This is a genomic window from Legionella fallonii LLAP-10 (genome assembly GCF_000953135.1).
Lineage (GTDB): Bacteria > Pseudomonadota > Gammaproteobacteria > Legionellales > Legionellaceae > Legionella > Legionella fallonii.
Window position 1 is genome coordinate 3,015,637 of sequence record NZ_LN614827.1, and the last position, 16,015, is coordinate 3,031,651.

Here is a 16,015-nt window from a genome sequence, read left to right on the forward strand (position 1 = left end):
TATACTCAAAACTTAACCGTATAGTCTTCTTTAGCCTGAATTTGCTCCTCAGGAAGCCCCCAATAGATAAAATCTTTATTCAGCGCAGCAGGAAAAATTGAGACCACTATGGCTTCTAAAAAAGATTTTTTCTTCGCATTGTAACGCTCAATACCATCATTATAAGCTTGCTTGGAGTATGCCAGCTTATTTTCTGTATTGACTATTTCCTCTTGTAATTGCAATACGTTTTGATTCGCTTTTAAATCAGGATATTGCTCAAAGACGATGTTTATACCCGAAGCAATTTGAGAAATTTTATTCTCCGCATCGATTCGTCCCTGTTCATCTCCGGCTGCTTTAGCTGCCTGAGCTTGATTACGTAAAGCCACGACGTCTTTTAAAGTAGTTTTTTCATAGTCCATATACTTATTAACTGCGGCAATCAAGGACTCAAATACTTTAAAACGGCGATCCAACTGGATATCGATTTGCTTTTTGTTGTTATTAATTGCCTCGATTAAGGCAATTAACGTGTTATAAACACTAATAGCCCAAATGAATATTAATGCCGCTATTATCAAAATAACGATAAAGAAAGTTCCCATTTTTTATCCTATAGATGATTCCTTAACTTAAGTTATAGCTTGAAAATGGCAAAATTAACAGAAAGCTATTATGAAATCAGGAACTTTATACAAAACAAAAAACTGGAGCAATCCAATCGTTAGATTGCTCAGGCATTCAAAATCTTTTTCTTATCACTCTTCGCAGATAAAATAGGTTGTAAAAACTGCCCTGTATAAGAATGCTGGCATCGGGCCACATCTTCTGGGGTACCTGTTGCAATGATATGACCTCCTTTGCTTCCTCCTTCGGGGCCTAAATCAATGATCCAATCGGCGGTTTTGATCACATCTAAATTATGCTCAATAATAACTATAGTATTACCTTGCTCACGCAGGCGAAACAATACTGCCAGTAATTGCTTGGTATCATGAAAATGTAATCCAGTCGTCGGCTCATCTAAAATATACAATGTACGTCCTGTATCACGTTTTGATAATTCTTTGGCAAGTTTAATACGTTGCGCCTCACCACCAGAAAGCGTTGTGGCACTTTGCCCTAATTTGATATAGGACAAGCCAACATCCATCAAAGTTTGACATTTTTTAGCAACCGAAGGAATGGCAGAAAAAAAGGTGCATGCATCCTCTACAGTCATATCTAAAATTTCATGGATATTTTTACCTTTATAGAGGATTTCTAAAGTCTCCCTATTATAACGTTTGCCATGACATACATCACAAGATACATAAATATCAGGTAAAAAATGCATCTCTACTTTAATAAGGCCATCACCTTGGCATGCTTCACAACGCCCCCCTTTAACATTAAAACTAAAACGCCCTGGCTGGTATCCTCTAGCCCGAGACTCAGGAGTCCCTGAAAATAATTCTCTTATAAAAGTAAATAATCCGGTATAGGTCGCCGGATTGGAGCGAGGTGTGCGCCCTATTGGGCTTTGGTCTATATCTATGACCTTATCACAGCCATCCAAACCAGATATTTCTTTGACCGATCCTGGCATCATTAAACTAGCACGATTGAGAATATTAGCAGCAAAAGGATACAAGGTATCATTAATTAAACTTGATTTGCCTGAGCCAGAAACACCTGTAATACAGGTTATTAACCCTAAGGGAATACTGACATCAACATTTTGTAAATTATTACATGTCACACCTTTTAAATGAATCATGCGTTTTGCATCAACTGGTATTCGTGTATCCGGGATAGCAATGGATTGCTTACCTGATAAATATTGCCCGGTTAGAGATGCCGGATTCTGCATCACCTCCATCGGTGAACCACTAGCAACTATTGCTCCTCCATGTACTCCAGCACCAGGGCCAATATCGAGCACAAAATCAGCGCTACGAATGGCATCTTCATCATGCTCGACAACAATCACCGTATTACCTTGATTGCGCAAATGCATCAAGGTATGTAACAGCCTATCATTATCGCGTTGATGTAAGCCAATCGAAGGCTCATCCAAGATATACATTACGCCAACAAGTCCAGACCCTATCTGACTAGCGAGACGAATACGTTGTGCTTCGCCTCCTGATAACGTTTCTGCACTACGTGCTAAAGACAGGTAATCCAACCCCACATTCACTAAAAAGCCCAAACGCGCAACAATTTCTTTATTGATTTTTGTGGCGATTTTACCTCTGTAACCTGGCAAATGAAGGTCCTTAAAAAATTCATGGGCCTTTTCTATAGAGTAAGAGCAAATTTCAGGTAAATTTTTATCATCAATAAATACATTCCTCGCTTCTTCCCTTAACCTTGCACCCTGACAGGATTGGCAGGGGCGAGATGATAAATATTTTGCTAAATCCTCGCGAATCATGCTGGAGTCAGATTCACGGTAGCGACGTTGCATATTAGGAATTACTCCTTCAAAAGGGTGGTGTTTCACCATATAGCCGCCATTAGGTCGATGATAATTGAATTCAATAACTTCTCGCCCACTACCATAAAGAATGACCTGCTGTATCTCCTTGGATAAATCACAAAAAGCGGTATTCGTATCAAACTTGTAATGTTTTGCCAGTGACTCAAGCATACTGAAATAATAATTAGTTTTCTTATCCCAGCCTCTAATAGCACCTTCTGCTAAACTTGAGGTAGCGTCATGCACTACTCGCTCTGGATCAAAAAATTGATCCACACCTAAGCCATCACATGACGGGCAGGCTCCCATAGGATTATTAAAAGAAAATAATCGCGGCTCTAGTTCACTTAAGCTATATCCACATTGCGAACAAGCAAATTTGGAGGAAAACAACAAGTCGTCAAACTCCCCATCCATGGAAGAAACTACGGCAATACCATCTGCCAAGTTCAATGCATTTTCAAAAGACTCACTGAGGCGCTGGGCAATATCCGCCCTTACTTTAAATCGATCAACGACAATCTCTACGGTATGCTTGGTACGTAACCCCAGCTTGGGAGGCGAGTCTAACTCACAAAGCTCTCCATCTATACGCGCACGAACATACCCTTGTGCTTGCAATTGCTGAAGTAACTGGACGTGCTCACCTTTGCGGTCACGAACTACTGGCGCTAAGATCATTACTTTACTGTCTGCTGGTAATGTTAATACCTGATCAACCATCTGGCTAATAGTTTGGGCTTTCAGATTAATATGATGAGTAGGACAACGCGGCTCCCCCACTCGCGCATAAAGAAGGCGTAAGTAATCGTATATTTCAGTTATTGTTCCTACTGTTGAACGAGGATTATGCGACGTTGCCTTTTGCTCAATGGAGATCGCTGGCGATAATCCTTCTATAGAATCGACATCTGGTTTTTCCATCATCGATAAAAACTGCCGCGCATAGGCCGATAAAGATTCAACGTAACGGCGTTGTCCTTCAGCATATAAAGTATCAAATGCTAAAGAAGATTTTCCGGAGCCAGACAAACCTGTAATGACTATTAATTTATCACGAGGAAGATCTAAATCTAAGTTTTTGAGATTGTGCGTTCTTGCACCACGAATGCTAATAGTAAGCATACTATCCAATATTTGATTTAAAAAGAAACAAATTATAGCTCTGCTATAGATTTTTTACCATGATATAATTCTCACGAAAAATGGAGTACCCTAAGAAGTAGATCGAACCATTAGCCCATAGCCGTCTGGCAAAGGATCAAAACATCCTCTCTACACTATTTTCTTGATGAGTAAGCATAATCTGGTTGCTAGCAACCAGGCGACAATTAGACTACGCAGGATTGATCCTCTAAGTTGACAACATTATATGTACTCTTAGGCTAAACTCTGATTGAATAAAGGAACAAGAAGAGAGCGGTTCTTTTAGACATTAAGGATGAGACATGAAAACGCTAACACGTTTTAAATTCTTTCTTTGGTATTTTAGCCATTTTAAAGTCGCCATGATAGGCTATTTGAAACCACGTTTAATTAAAATTTCGGAAAAGGAAATAGTCATCTGTTTGCCATTAAGACGACGTAGCCGAAATCATTTAAATTCTATGTACTTTGGTGCCTTATCTGTAGGGGCCGATTTAGCGGGTGGGTTACATGGTTTTTATCATGCGGAGCTTGCTCAATGCAAAATGTCGTTAGTTTTTAAATCCTTTCAAGCTCAATTTTTACGCAGACCAGAATCTGATGTCTATTTCGTGTGCAATGAAGGAGAGGTGGTTAAAGGGATGATTGAAGAATCTCAATCATCAAAAGAAAGAGTTAACAAACCCATTACCATTAAAGCCTATACTAATTATCTTACTCAACCTGAAGAAGTTGCCAATTTCATCCTGGAATTATCAATTAAAGTGACAGGAGATTGATACAAAAGAGTGTTTTCAAAACTCATTACAGGAAGAAACCTAAAGAGATGCTCCGAAGATTGGATGTATGTTTGCAGAGGTCCTCTGACAAATATCGTTAACCGGCCTTAATTTCTCTTATGCAGGATATAAATTTGCGAATTTGACAAAACATTTACGCAAGTCTAAGTTAAAAACATGATGAGTGCAGATACTCACCATCTTGAGGCCCAAAGATATGATAGATCTAAAAATCCAATCCCAACCAGATGATGAAAGCTGTGGTCCAACCAGCTTGCATGCTATTTATAAATTTTATGGATTAGATTTATCCTTAAACGATGTTATTCACAGTGTTGATAGATCATTATCTGGAGGGACACTAGGGCCTATGCTTGGAAAACATGCTTTGCAGCATGGTTTTCAAACACGGATTTATAGCTATAACTTAAATATATTCGATCCGACTTGGTTTCATCATGATGAAACTGACAATCAATTTTTAACCGATAAACTCACTATTCAAATGGAGTATAAAAACAACCCAGATATTGTCAAGGAAACGATCGCTTACTTAGATTATTTAAAATTAGGCGGCACAATCAGCATGAACTCATTGAAAGTCGACTTATTAAAAAAATATTTTAAACGGGGAATTCCCATTTTAACAGCCTTAAGTGCCACCTATCTCTATCGTAGTTCACGCGAATACTTTACTCCGGAAGGCAAATCAGTTTACGATGATATTCGTGGTACGCCATGTGGACATTTTGTAGTGCTTTGTGGTTATGATCAAAAAAAACGACTTGTCGTTATTGCCGATCCGCACGCGCAAAATCCACTATCACATAATAACTATTATAAAGTCAGCATCAACCGCTTGATTAACTCTATTATGCTTGGTGTACTAACTTACGATGCAAATTTACTCATTATCGAACCCAAAGAGAGCTAAATGCAAACAGTTATAGTCACTGACAATATTAAAAGCTGGTCTTTTTTAAGTGAACTCGCTCCTATAGTACATGCCCTAGACTACTTAAGTGCTGATGAGTATCACCAGAGTAAATCCTATCGAGTGATCAATCTCTGCCAATCTTACGATTACCAGACTATAGGTTATTATGTTTCACTACTAGCCCAGGCTCGTGATCATAAAGCACTACCATCTGTACATGGTATCCAAGATGTATTAAACGTTAGTTTGTCTAAACTCATATCACAAGATACTCACGAAGAAATTCAGCATAGCCTGCATGATATAAAAGGGAATGAATTCATATTAAGCTTATATTTTGGCCAAAATATGGCTAAACGCTATGCTACCTTGGCGAAACAATTGCATGGTTTATTTCCCTTACCATTAATCCGTTTTACTTTAGAAAAGAAAAAGCAGTGGCGTATTAAATCATTAACCCCCTTATCTCTCTCCGATGTTCCGGAACATCACCTGGAGTTTATGCGCCAAGCAGCTGAAAATTATTTGTCGAAAAAAAGGGTTCACCAATGGCGTAAAAAACAACGTTTTCATGATTTGGCCATTCTAGTTGACCCAACAGAGCCTAATGCTCCCTCGAACAAAAAAGCACTTGAATTCTTTGTCTCGTGTGGCGAAGAGATGGGATTAAATGTCGATATTATTGATAAAAACGAAAGCAAATCCATAGCGGAATATGATGCCTTATTTATAAGAGCAACGACTTCTGTCAATCATCATACCTATCGATTATCGCGTCGTGCTGCGCAAGAAAATTTGGTAGTCATTGATGACCCTCAATCTATTATTAAATGCTCTAATAAGGTTTATCTTGCAGAACTGCTAAGCAGTCATCAAATTATGACGCCAGAAACTCTATTTATTAGTAAATACGATGAGCAACTACCAAAAATAAAGTTTCCTTGTGTTTTAAAAAAACCGGACAGCGCATTCTCTCATGGGGTTGTTAAGATTGAAGATGAGAAGTCGCTCCAAAAATCTCTAAGTCAGTTTTTTAAAACCTCTGATTTAGTAGTGATCCAACCCTTCATTCCCACCGAGTTCGATTGGCGCATTGGTATTCTAGATAATAAACCTCTTTTTGCCTGTCGCTATTTCATGGCAAAAGGACATTGGCAGATTTATGATTGGCACGGAGCTCAAGAGAAAAAAGAAGGAGATCATGAAACGTTGCCAATTCATGCGGTACCTGAAGCAATTCTAAAAATTGCCTTAAAAAGTACCCGCCTAATTGGTGATGGTTTGTATGGTGTAGATATCAAAAGCTATGGCGACAAGCACTATGTCATTGAAATTAATGACAATCCAAATATAGATAATGGTCTTGAAGATCAAATCTTAGGTGAGAATTTATACTTTCAAATTATGAATGTCTTTTTACAACGTATTCGCAGGAAGCATGGTTATGTCTAATTTTCCCATTTTTTCGGTATTGGGTATAGAAATAGAATATATGTTGGTCGATAAAGATAGCTTAGATGTCCGACCCAAAAGTGATGTTATTTTAAGTGCATTGGCAGGCCAACTCGTCAACGAAGTTAAGTTAGATGATATAGCAATTAGTAATGAGCTGGTGATGCATGTACTCGAGTTAAAAAATAATGGCCCTAAACCAGCAACAGCTCCAATTCACGAGCACTTTCAAAACACCATCGTTAAATTGCAACCATTACTTACAGAACATAATTTATTGTTGTTACCTACCGGCGCCCATCCATGGATGAATCCGCATAGCGAAACAGTGCGTTGGCCCCATGGTAGTAATGCTATCTACAATCAATTTGACTCTATATTTAATTGCCAAGGACATGGCTGGGCCAATCTGCAAAGCATGCATGTCAACCTACCTTATGCCAATCAACAAGAATTTAGCCAATTACATAACGTGATTCGCCTAATTCTACCTTTATTACCAGCACTTGCAGCCAGCACCCCACTGCTTGATGGAAGAAGCACTGGTTTCTTAGACTCGCGACTCTATTTTTACAGTCGCAATCAACAACGTATTCCTTCTATTAGTGGGGACATTATCCCAGAATTTATTACTTCAGAGGAAGAATATCAACGAAAGATTCTTATGCCCATGTATCAGGACATTAGCCCCTTTGATCCAGAAGGCATATTACAACATCAATGGTTAAACTCACGGGCAGCTATCCCCAAATTTGACCATAAAGCGATCGAAATTCGGATTATAGACAGCCAAGAATGTGTAGAAGCAGATATTGCCATTGCCATGGCCATACGCGCTATTTTAAAGTATTGGCAAACCGCCTCTAATTATTATCTTGATAATCCTTGCGATACTAAGCGTCTAAAACAAATATTTGATCGCAGCATAGAAAAGGGTTTGAGCGTAAGCATTGATGACCCTGAATTAATGAATCAATGGCGATTACCACACCGAGAACTTACCCTAAGAGAGGTTTGGTCCCAACTTATAGAAAAAATAAGTTCTGAATTAGAGCCTAAACAACAAGTAGCGCTTGAACTCATTTTAAGTCAAGGCAACTTAAGTGAGCGCATTCTACGAGCAATTAGCAACAATGCGGATAGAAAATTACTACAAAAAATATATCATCAGTTAGCTCACTGCCTCATGTCTAATCAACAATTTACGCCATAATGAAAAAATTTGCTTTAGTCATTAGTTGTGAGCATGCCGTTGATACTGTCCCAGGACAGTATCTTCCTTTATTTGCTTCGTTTAAACCGCTTTTAGCAAGTCATAGAGGAATAGATTTTGGCGCTCTAACCATAGCAGAATATCTAACAAAGCAGATACCTAGTGATTTTATTAAAGCAACCTGCACTAGATTACTTATCGATTGCAATAAAAGTATAAATCACCCACGTTGTTTCTCTGAAGTGACCCAAAATCTATCTACGGAGGAAAAACAAAAAATAATGGATAACTATTATTGGCCTTTTCGTCTGCAAACCATGGACATAATAAAACACCATATTGAGCATGGCTCACAAGTATTGCACCTGTCTGTTCATAGTTTTACTCCCATATTAAACGGCATAGCACGTAACGCCGATATAGGAATACTTTATGATCCGCAAAGATCTTCAGAAAAAAGATTGGCTAGCCAATGGAGAGCCGAGCTTAAAAAATTAGCCCCTGAATATAAAATAAGAATGAACTACCCTTATAAAGGTATCAGCGATGGTTTTACCCGCATGATGCGGAAACAATATACTGATATGGAATACATCGGTATAGAACTAGAATCCAATCAAGCAATTACGTTGGATAATAAAAAAATAGACAATCTAAAAATAATTTTAGCAGATAGCTTATTAAAATTGATTTATTCTTAGTAACTTAATACTCTTCCAATAAACTAATCGACATTTCATGTTTTGGCAATTCAATGATCTCAGAATACATAGAACTTATAGCATCATTTAAGGAATATCAGATTTCCAAGTTAATTGAAAAAATTCACTTGAAAATATTTGAAGCATTGAATAGCCCTAAATTTAATCCACGAATTGCTCCTTACTTCAAGGAAATTAATAAAACGGGAATTCCTTTTACCGATTTTAGTCTCGATCCGGATAATATTTCCCAAATAAAAAAAATAATCAACGCGCTGCACCATGCCCGCTTAACATTTTTGGATTTAGAAAATGTTGAGATAAGTGCAAATATAGGGACTCTACCCCGTAGTCTTAACGATTTAGCACTCCTGTATCGCAAAACCATTCATCAAGCATACCAGGCGAGTTATTTATTAACTCACATGGATATTGATATAAGAGATATGTTTAGCGAAGAATTTGCTCTTATTCTTCCTTATATCACCAAACTAGAAGCCCTTGCTAAAAAACATTCGCTTAAAACAAAAGAAATAGCGGCGCAATTAAAAGACTTTCCATTAAGTTATAAGATGGGAGAAGTTACTGGAATTACTATAGAACAAATGCAGCCCAACAGTGGCGATTTGAATTATAGCCTCTTAACTCAATTTAGCGCAGAGTTGCCTGAATATATAGATAAACTCACCCAATACATCTCGCAATACTCATCGCAAATTATTAAGAAGGAGCCAAATCTTAATAAAGAACAAATAGAAGAATTACAAAATGCAGCATTTACTTTATTGAATGATTTAGAAAATTTAAAGGGTAATAGCCTATTTCTCTCATTTAAAGTTTTAAATTATATTCACATTATTAGTAATATTATCACCTTATCCATGAGTGCCTTAAAACAAGTGGGGCATTTGAGTGAGTCGTCTCAAGACGTTATTCGCGATAATTTAACACAGTTAAAATACTCTTACTTAACCACGTTATTTGGCCTAGTTGATAAAATTGAAGACAATGCCATGCTGCAACCAGGCACCTTGTCTATTCCTCTAATGGAAAAAGTCAAACCTTATTATGAGTCATTAATTTATTATGTCTCTAATCTTGTTGATTTTCAGGCCAAAGGAGAGGAGTTACTTAGCATAGAGGATTCACGCTTTCTTGCCCTACGGCTGGAGCGTACCTACAAACGCATTGATGCAGCCAATAAATCTCTGTTTAAAATTAAAAAAGCCCAAGAGGCTTTTATCGATTTCTATCTCATACTTGATGATCCTCAATACAGAAATCTCGCACTGCATCAATTGCCCACAGAAATTAAAACTCAACTCGTCAAACATTATAAGCTGGTCAAGCCTTATCTATTGCAAATTGATCCTGATTTTAATGAGTTGGTTACTAAAAGTCTTTTAGGTGGAGAAAGCTGGTCTTCTTTTTTATCCAGACCGTGGCGCTGGGCAAAAGGTACACTTCCTGCTAATCATGTCAGCTTTGTTTTAGGTAAAAAGAGCCAGCTACAACACTTCATCTCCAAAAAAATTGCAACCCAAGAATTCCACATTGATCTAAATACAGATCTAATCAAATCAGTGCAAAAACAAACTAATTTAGTATTGTTCCCTTATAATGAAAAAAGTAATGTTTATACTATTGATGAGTCAACAGCTCTTAATTTGCCACCAAACATCATTTCCGAATTAGAGTTCAGGCAGGAAACAGAGCATAACTTATTAATTAATCAAGAAAAATTAACAGCAGACCAAGCTCTTGATTTATATCAATGGTATAGAAATAAACATAATAAATTTATGATTGCAAAAAATGCCTATCTTGAGTTTATTACCTTGTTAAACTCAGATGCAGCTACCAAAGGTGATGTTCTTCATCTCGATAAACTGAGCGATGAGATAAAAGCAAAATGTCGTAACCTATATAATTTATTTCAGCCCTATTTCATCGATGGCATGCCTAAAACACTTCGAGCATCTGCATTAAATTTTGACAGCTTATTAGTACATGCCCTATCTAATAAAGAAAAAATACCTAAAAGACCTCTTGGCAATATCTTTGCAAAAATGAACGAGCATTTTCAAACCTACTTTACCCAAGTTGATTTGAATTGGAATAAGCAAAGTAGAGCCTATTTGAGATGGGCAAAAGAACAGTATGAGAGCGAAAATGAAGCATCTCCATTAACATATGAGACTAATCGGGAAAATAGAGCGCATCATGTCATTTCTCATACCCATTATTCCACATTTATTCATAAATTCAGGGTTGCAGTATTTCAAATCACATCAAGGTTGAACCAATCCATGCAGACTGAGCTAACCCCTCAACCCTACGGCATGCCTTTTCCGGAATTACAAGATGAAAACCAAATACTGGCTCAAAGTAAACAAGTCCTGGCAATAAAAAAACTGTTTAATTCCTTGTATCATGCAGAAGAGATCATTCTCGAACTGGAACAATTAACAAATCGTCAGTATGAAAGTAAATACGTCTATCACTTACTTCAAGCCTATGGGCATATTCACAATATAATAAGACTAACGCAAGATCTTGCGCATGACCCACATTTTGAACTTATAGGTCGTCAGTTACTAGAGAAAGCCCAAACCCTCTTTGCAGCCATCCAAGAACATGGTGACGCTTATAAAGTAGGCCCCGAGGAGATAGCCACCGGAGACGAAGCAGTCCAATATAATGGGCTCTGGTATACTCTTAATACATTCTTTATTTTCCCTAAGCATCTCAGATCATTAAATAACAGCAACTATTTAACGGCGGAGGAATTAACGCAATTACATAAAGATGCAAAAAACTCCACCATAGGAATAGAGCGAATAATTAACAGCTCCGACTCTTATTTTAAACTGTTCTTACAAACCCCCACCATGTATCGTTTATACCGAGATCTCACTAATAAGCTCAATGAATTCATTAGTACCTCTCATGATACAATGATGGATAATTTAGATAAGTTGCGATCCGAATTTATTACCCCAATGCTCATAGAGGCTGATTTATGGGAAGATAAATTAGGATTAAAGCTTGGAATATTATCTGATACGTTAAAAAAAGTTACTGATGAATATTATAAAGGACTGCTCCATCCGCTTGGTTTACATTCCAAAAAACATATCGATCTGATCTGTGATAAAACCCCTATCATTAAGAGAATTGAACTAACCGATAAAAAAATTAAGAGTGCTACAGAATATATAGAAAAATTAGATAGCAATTACAAACACGTAGAGCACCTTTATACGCTGATAAAAGAACATGCCAATGCACTCAACCAATCGGCAACTATTGATACAGAATACAATGAGTCTCAGAGCAAATTAGTACACGCATATAAAAAAGCATTGCCTAAGTTAGTGAAACTACAAAAAAAACTAGGATTAAAACCTAGCGATGATCCCGATAACGATAAGTTTGATGAATTCTTCAATGCAAGAACCACGAAATATGAGCCCAAATTAAATCAAATAAATTCATTGCTCATTGCCAGTCATCATTATTATTTAGGGATAAAATCTACTTATCAGATGCAATTAAGCACTGCAAAAGAAAAACTAACTTACCTTACCGCAGTACAAGGCTCTCAGGAAAAAGAAGATCAGCAGTTTATTCTAGAATATACAACAGAATCATTTAACAAACAGTTGGAGGTACTCTGCAATCGTCATATTGGATTACAATATACAGATAAAGAATATCGTAGAAAACTCAAAGATTATTTATTAACATTTGCTCAAGAAATTATCAGTCAGGCAAAAACAGCTGAAGATATCAATCTGACGGTCAGAACGTTACTGAAGACAAAAATTGGCTTATTTGAAAAAGACCACTTTGCGCCACATTATCACTTAGATACAGTCAGAGTTGCTTTAGCTCAATTTAAAAATTACTTTAGTCTCTCAAACAGCAGCGACTCGATTTTTGAAAATGAACATACTCTTGAAAGAAAATCTGAGTACGTTAATAAACTCATTGATATAGCCGAAAATGAGCAATTAACTATTCAGGAACGTTTAGATCAAATGCACTTTAATGTGATTAAAAACCCTAATTTTGAAAGAATAATATTAGCGTATAAACAAGTAGATTACTTTAGCTTTGCTTATTTGATGCAATGTTTCATTACTTTGTTAGAAGCATTTTATCTTTATACTCCCCCCAGGAAAGCCCTTTACAAGGGTTTATTAGAAGCAGTAAATAATAAACCTCAAATGACTGAGCTGACCAATCGCTTTGGATTATTTGCAACCCAAGATACAGTAATACACGAAATACAAACCGAGGAACCGACCATTGCTATAGAACCATCGAAACAAGAAAATAACGAGGTAAAAAAATCTCTAGCCGAAGAATGGCAGAGCAAAGGACGTAAAAACATGCTTATGTTTATACAACAAATGAATAATCACGATGAAACAGCTCCCGAACACAGCGCTGTAGACCACAGTTTATTAACTCCCATTACAATAGCAGGGTAACCGAACTTAAGGAGGCAAAATTTTTCACATAAAATTGGCTTTATTTAATCTTATTGTCCATAATTGAATCAGGAAATTCTCTAAAAATGGATACTTTATGATAATAGCCAAGGAAAAAAAAACTGTAGCAATCTTCGATTTTGATGGAACGTTAACCTCTAAAAATACCACTCTTGCATTTCTTCATTATACCGATCCCGTTCGGTTTTATTACCTCATGCCAATCCTATTACCAATACTGATTTTTTATATGACCAAAATAATCTCCGTCGATCAATTAAACAACTGGTTATGCTATTTTTTTTTCAAAGGAAAATCGAAAGAACATCTGCAAGAGAAAGGGCGTGATTTCGCATTAAAAAAATTGCCATCTTATGTGAGAGCTGAGGCGATGTTAAAACTGAAGGAACATCAGGACAATGCTCATCTTTGTATTTTAGCCACTGCAGCCTATGATTTATATATCAAAGCCTGGGGCGATCTTCATGGTTTTACTGAAGTACTTTGTACTGAAATTGCCAGTGATTATCAAGGAAAATTAACTGGAAAATTGCAAGGTGCATCATGTTATGGCCCCGAAAAAGTAAATAAGATAAAACAAATTCTACCTACCGTTGATACCATTATTTATGCTTATGGTGATAGTGAAGGGGATAAGGAAATGCTCAACTTTGCAACTTACTCATTCTATCGGAGGTTTGATTCTAATTTAGCAGGGCACCTATAATTAAGGGAGTAACCTATTATGACAGAAGAAATAACAACAACCTCATGGTTCACTCGTTTAAAAAATGCTCTTATTGGTATTCTTGTCGGAATTGCCTTAATTATTGGAGCCATTGTACTTATCTTCTGGAATGAAGGTCACAGTTTACATACTGCACAATCTCTAGAACAAACACGAAAAGCAGTCACTCCCGTCGCCAAGGCACCAATTAACAATCAAAATAACTTAAAGGTTGTTTATTTGAGCGGTTTAGCCACTACCAATGATAAACTAGTAGATCCATTATTGGGAATAACAGTCACCGCCATTAACCTAGATCGTAAAGTAGAAATGTATCAATGGCAGGAACATAGCGAAACTAAAACAGAAAAGCAAATAGGTGGTTCAGAAAAACAAACCAAAACATATACCTACAATAAGGTCTGGTCTAATCATCTCATTGATAGTTCAACATTCCATGATCAAGCAGGACACCAAAACCCTACATCGATGTCCATTCAATCCCAATTACAATATGCCACTAAAGTAACACTAGGCGACTTTATACTTCCTGGAGAACTTATTAGACAAATCAATGTGAGCCAACCCGTTAATTTAGCCCAAGTAAATCAGGAGTCACTCAAATCACAATCCAATAAACCTGTTCAATTAAGCAATAGTGAATTGTATCTAGGACAAAACTCACAAACTCCCGAAACAGGTGATCTGCGCATAGCAGTTACCGCCGCCTATCCTCAAGATGTCAGCATTATTGCTCAACAAACAGGAAATACACTCCAGCCTTATCATGCACCAGCTGGAGAAGACATCATGTTATTGTCAACAGGGCAACATTCCTCTGATCAAATGATTGATGATGCGAAGGCCCAAAACAAACTCATGACTTGGGTTTTACGGGCAGTCGCATTAGCCATGCTCATCATAGGATTTTCCTTAATCATGAATCCATTAGTTGTTTTAGCAGATGTTCTCCCTTTTTTAGGTTCTATTGTAGGCTTTGGAACAGGGTTAATTTCATTTTTATGTGGCGCCAGTGTTTGGCTTATAGCGACGGCTATAGCCTGGTTTACCATCAGACCATTCGTTTCTATAGGTTTATTACTCATTATGGTTATAGGCTGGTTTACTTTAGTAAAAACAAGAAAAGCGTCAATACCACCAGAACCAGCCACGCAAGGGGCCTCTTTAAGAAAAGGGTAATATGAGATCTCATTGAAAATTTTACAACCGAGGATCATCATAAGCTCAGTATGATCCTCCTATGAGTTTCAAGAAAAAATCCGCCCATATTCATCCCAAAATAATGTTGAATCACAGCACTTTCTTGATACAATCCCGTTATTTTATATAGAAATAATATCAAGTTAACTCAGTAGGATTGGGATGAATGCTGCAAGAAAAACACCTGTCTCATTACCGCAACCTGCATTTTTATGGTTTTTAATACTCTCCTATAGTATGGTGATTGTTCTCGCCAATTGGTTTGACGTGCGATTAATCCGTATTTTTTCACTGGATACTGATGCAGGAACATTAATTTTTCCCCTAACCTACCTTCTTTCTGATTTAATTACCGAGGTCTATGGATACCAGCATGCTCGTCGAGCGATTTGGTGTGGTTTTCTATTCAATGCTGTTTTTATTCTCTATGGACAGATAATCATTCATCTACCCAGTCCTGATTATGCATTAGAGAACAATCATAAGTTCGATGAGATTCAGGCGATGAATATTAGAATTATCATCGCCTCGGCGCTCAGTTATTTATGCTCCGAACCACTGAATTCAATGCTCATGGCAAAATTAAAGATTTACTATTCTGGAAATAAATTGGCTATGCGTTTTATTGCCTCAACATGCATTGCTTCCGCCGTTGATAGCCTGCTTTTTGGGATAATTGCCTTTGGTGGCTTAATGGATAACCATTATTTATTCTTTTTTATAACTAATATGTGGGGTTTTAAAGTATTTATAGAAATCATAGGCCTCCCGTTATCTTTATATTTAACCCGTCAATTAAAACAAAAAGAAGGTCTTGATATCTATGATAAAAAAACTAATTTTAATTTATTTAGCCTAAAAGTTGATTATACAGAGCAAAACAATCAATATTAG

General features: G+C 36.9%; 11 protein-coding genes. 9 read left to right on the forward strand and 2 right to left on the reverse strand.

Annotation, left to right across the window (positions count from 1 at the left end; translation table 11 throughout):
* Positions 1-5 precede the first annotated feature (5 nt).
* Both LFA_RS12460 and uvrA read right to left on the reverse strand, forming a co-directional pair.
* Positions 6-587 carry a LemA family protein gene (locus tag LFA_RS12460; RefSeq protein ID WP_045096489.1) on the reverse strand — a complete coding sequence of 194 codons (582 nt, stop codon included), beginning with the start codon at positions 585-587 and terminating at the stop codon, positions 6-8.
* Positions 588-715: 128 nt separating this feature from the next.
* Positions 716-3,571 (reverse strand): excinuclease ABC subunit UvrA, encoded by a 2,856-nt coding sequence (gene uvrA, locus LFA_RS12465; protein WP_045096490.1) that lies wholly within the window; start codon positions 3,569-3,571, stop codon positions 716-718.
* A gap of 323 nt (positions 3,572-3,894) precedes the next feature.
* Between uvrA and LFA_RS12470 the strand changes: the two genes are divergently transcribed.
* From LFA_RS12470 to LFA_RS12510, 9 genes are all read left to right on the forward strand, one after another.
* A complete protein-coding gene (locus LFA_RS12470; RefSeq protein WP_045096491.1) occupies positions 3,895-4,371 on the forward strand; it encodes a PaaI family thioesterase in 477 nt (158 codons plus the stop codon).
* 217 nt (positions 4,372-4,588) lie between these two features.
* Positions 4,589-5,305, forward strand: coding sequence for a C39 family peptidase (locus LFA_RS12475; protein ID WP_045096492.1), 717 nt, complete (start codon positions 4,589-4,591; stop codon positions 5,303-5,305).
* Positions 5,306-6,760, forward strand: a complete 1,455-nt coding sequence (locus LFA_RS12480; protein ID WP_045096493.1) for a RimK family protein — start codon at positions 5,306-5,308, stop codon at positions 6,758-6,760. It begins immediately after the preceding gene.
* Positions 6,753-7,973 carry a glutamate-cysteine ligase family protein gene (locus tag LFA_RS12485; RefSeq protein WP_045096494.1) on the forward strand — a complete coding sequence of 407 codons (1,221 nt, stop codon included), beginning with the start codon at positions 6,753-6,755 and terminating at the stop codon, positions 7,971-7,973. The genes LFA_RS12480 and LFA_RS12485 overlap by 8 nt, the downstream gene beginning before the upstream one ends.
* Positions 7,973-8,674, forward strand: a complete 702-nt coding sequence (locus tag LFA_RS12490; RefSeq protein ID WP_045096495.1) for an N-formylglutamate amidohydrolase — start codon at positions 7,973-7,975, stop codon at positions 8,672-8,674. The genes LFA_RS12485 and LFA_RS12490 overlap by 1 nt, the downstream gene beginning before the upstream one ends.
* Positions 8,675-8,727: 53 nt before the next feature.
* Positions 8,728-13,173 (forward strand): protein SdhA, encoded by a 4,446-nt coding sequence (locus tag LFA_RS12495; RefSeq protein WP_052673962.1) that lies wholly within the window; start codon positions 8,728-8,730, stop codon positions 13,171-13,173.
* Positions 13,174-13,270: 97 nt separating this feature from the next.
* Positions 13,271-13,900, forward strand: coding sequence for an HAD-IB family hydrolase (locus LFA_RS12500; RefSeq protein ID WP_045096496.1), 630 nt, complete (start codon positions 13,271-13,273; stop codon positions 13,898-13,900).
* 18 nt (positions 13,901-13,918) lie between these two features.
* Positions 13,919-15,100: a TMEM43 family protein gene (locus LFA_RS12505; RefSeq protein ID WP_045096497.1), complete on the forward strand. Its 1,182-nt coding sequence runs from the start codon at positions 13,919-13,921 to the stop codon at positions 15,098-15,100.
* A gap of 183 nt (positions 15,101-15,283) precedes the next feature.
* Complete coding sequence (locus LFA_RS12510) at positions 15,284-16,015, forward strand: queuosine precursor transporter (RefSeq protein ID WP_045096498.1); 732 nt, start codon at positions 15,284-15,286, stop codon at positions 16,013-16,015.

Bases quoted from the DNA above. Each gene is read 5' to 3' on its own strand.
- LFA_RS12480 (WP_045096493.1), top strand. From the start codon at position 5,306: ATGCAAACAGTTATAGTCACTGACAATATTAAAAGCTGGTCTTTTTTA.
- LFA_RS12490 (WP_045096495.1), top strand. From the start codon at position 7,973: ATGAAAAAATTTGCTTTAGTCATTAGTTGTGAGCATGCCGTTGATACT.
- LFA_RS12475 (WP_045096492.1), top strand. From the start codon at position 4,589: ATGATAGATCTAAAAATCCAATCCCAACCAGATGATGAAAGCTGTGGT.
- LFA_RS12500 (WP_045096496.1), top strand. From the start codon at position 13,271: ATGATAATAGCCAAGGAAAAAAAAACTGTAGCAATCTTCGATTTTGAT.
- uvrA (WP_045096490.1), bottom strand. From the start codon at position 3,571: ATGCTTACTATTAGCATTCGTGGTGCAAGAACGCACAATCTCAAAAAC.
- LFA_RS12510 (WP_045096498.1), top strand. From the start codon at position 15,284: ATGAATGCTGCAAGAAAAACACCTGTCTCATTACCGCAACCTGCATTT.
- LFA_RS12460 (WP_045096489.1), bottom strand. From the start codon at position 587: ATGGGAACTTTCTTTATCGTTATTTTGATAATAGCGGCATTAATATTC.
- LFA_RS12495 (WP_052673962.1), top strand. From the start codon at position 8,728: ATGATCTCAGAATACATAGAACTTATAGCATCATTTAAGGAATATCAG.
- LFA_RS12505 (WP_045096497.1), top strand. From the start codon at position 13,919: ATGACAGAAGAAATAACAACAACCTCATGGTTCACTCGTTTAAAAAAT.
- LFA_RS12485 (WP_045096494.1), top strand. From the start codon at position 6,753: ATGTCTAATTTTCCCATTTTTTCGGTATTGGGTATAGAAATAGAATAT.
- LFA_RS12470 (WP_045096491.1), top strand. From the start codon at position 3,895: ATGAAAACGCTAACACGTTTTAAATTCTTTCTTTGGTATTTTAGCCAT.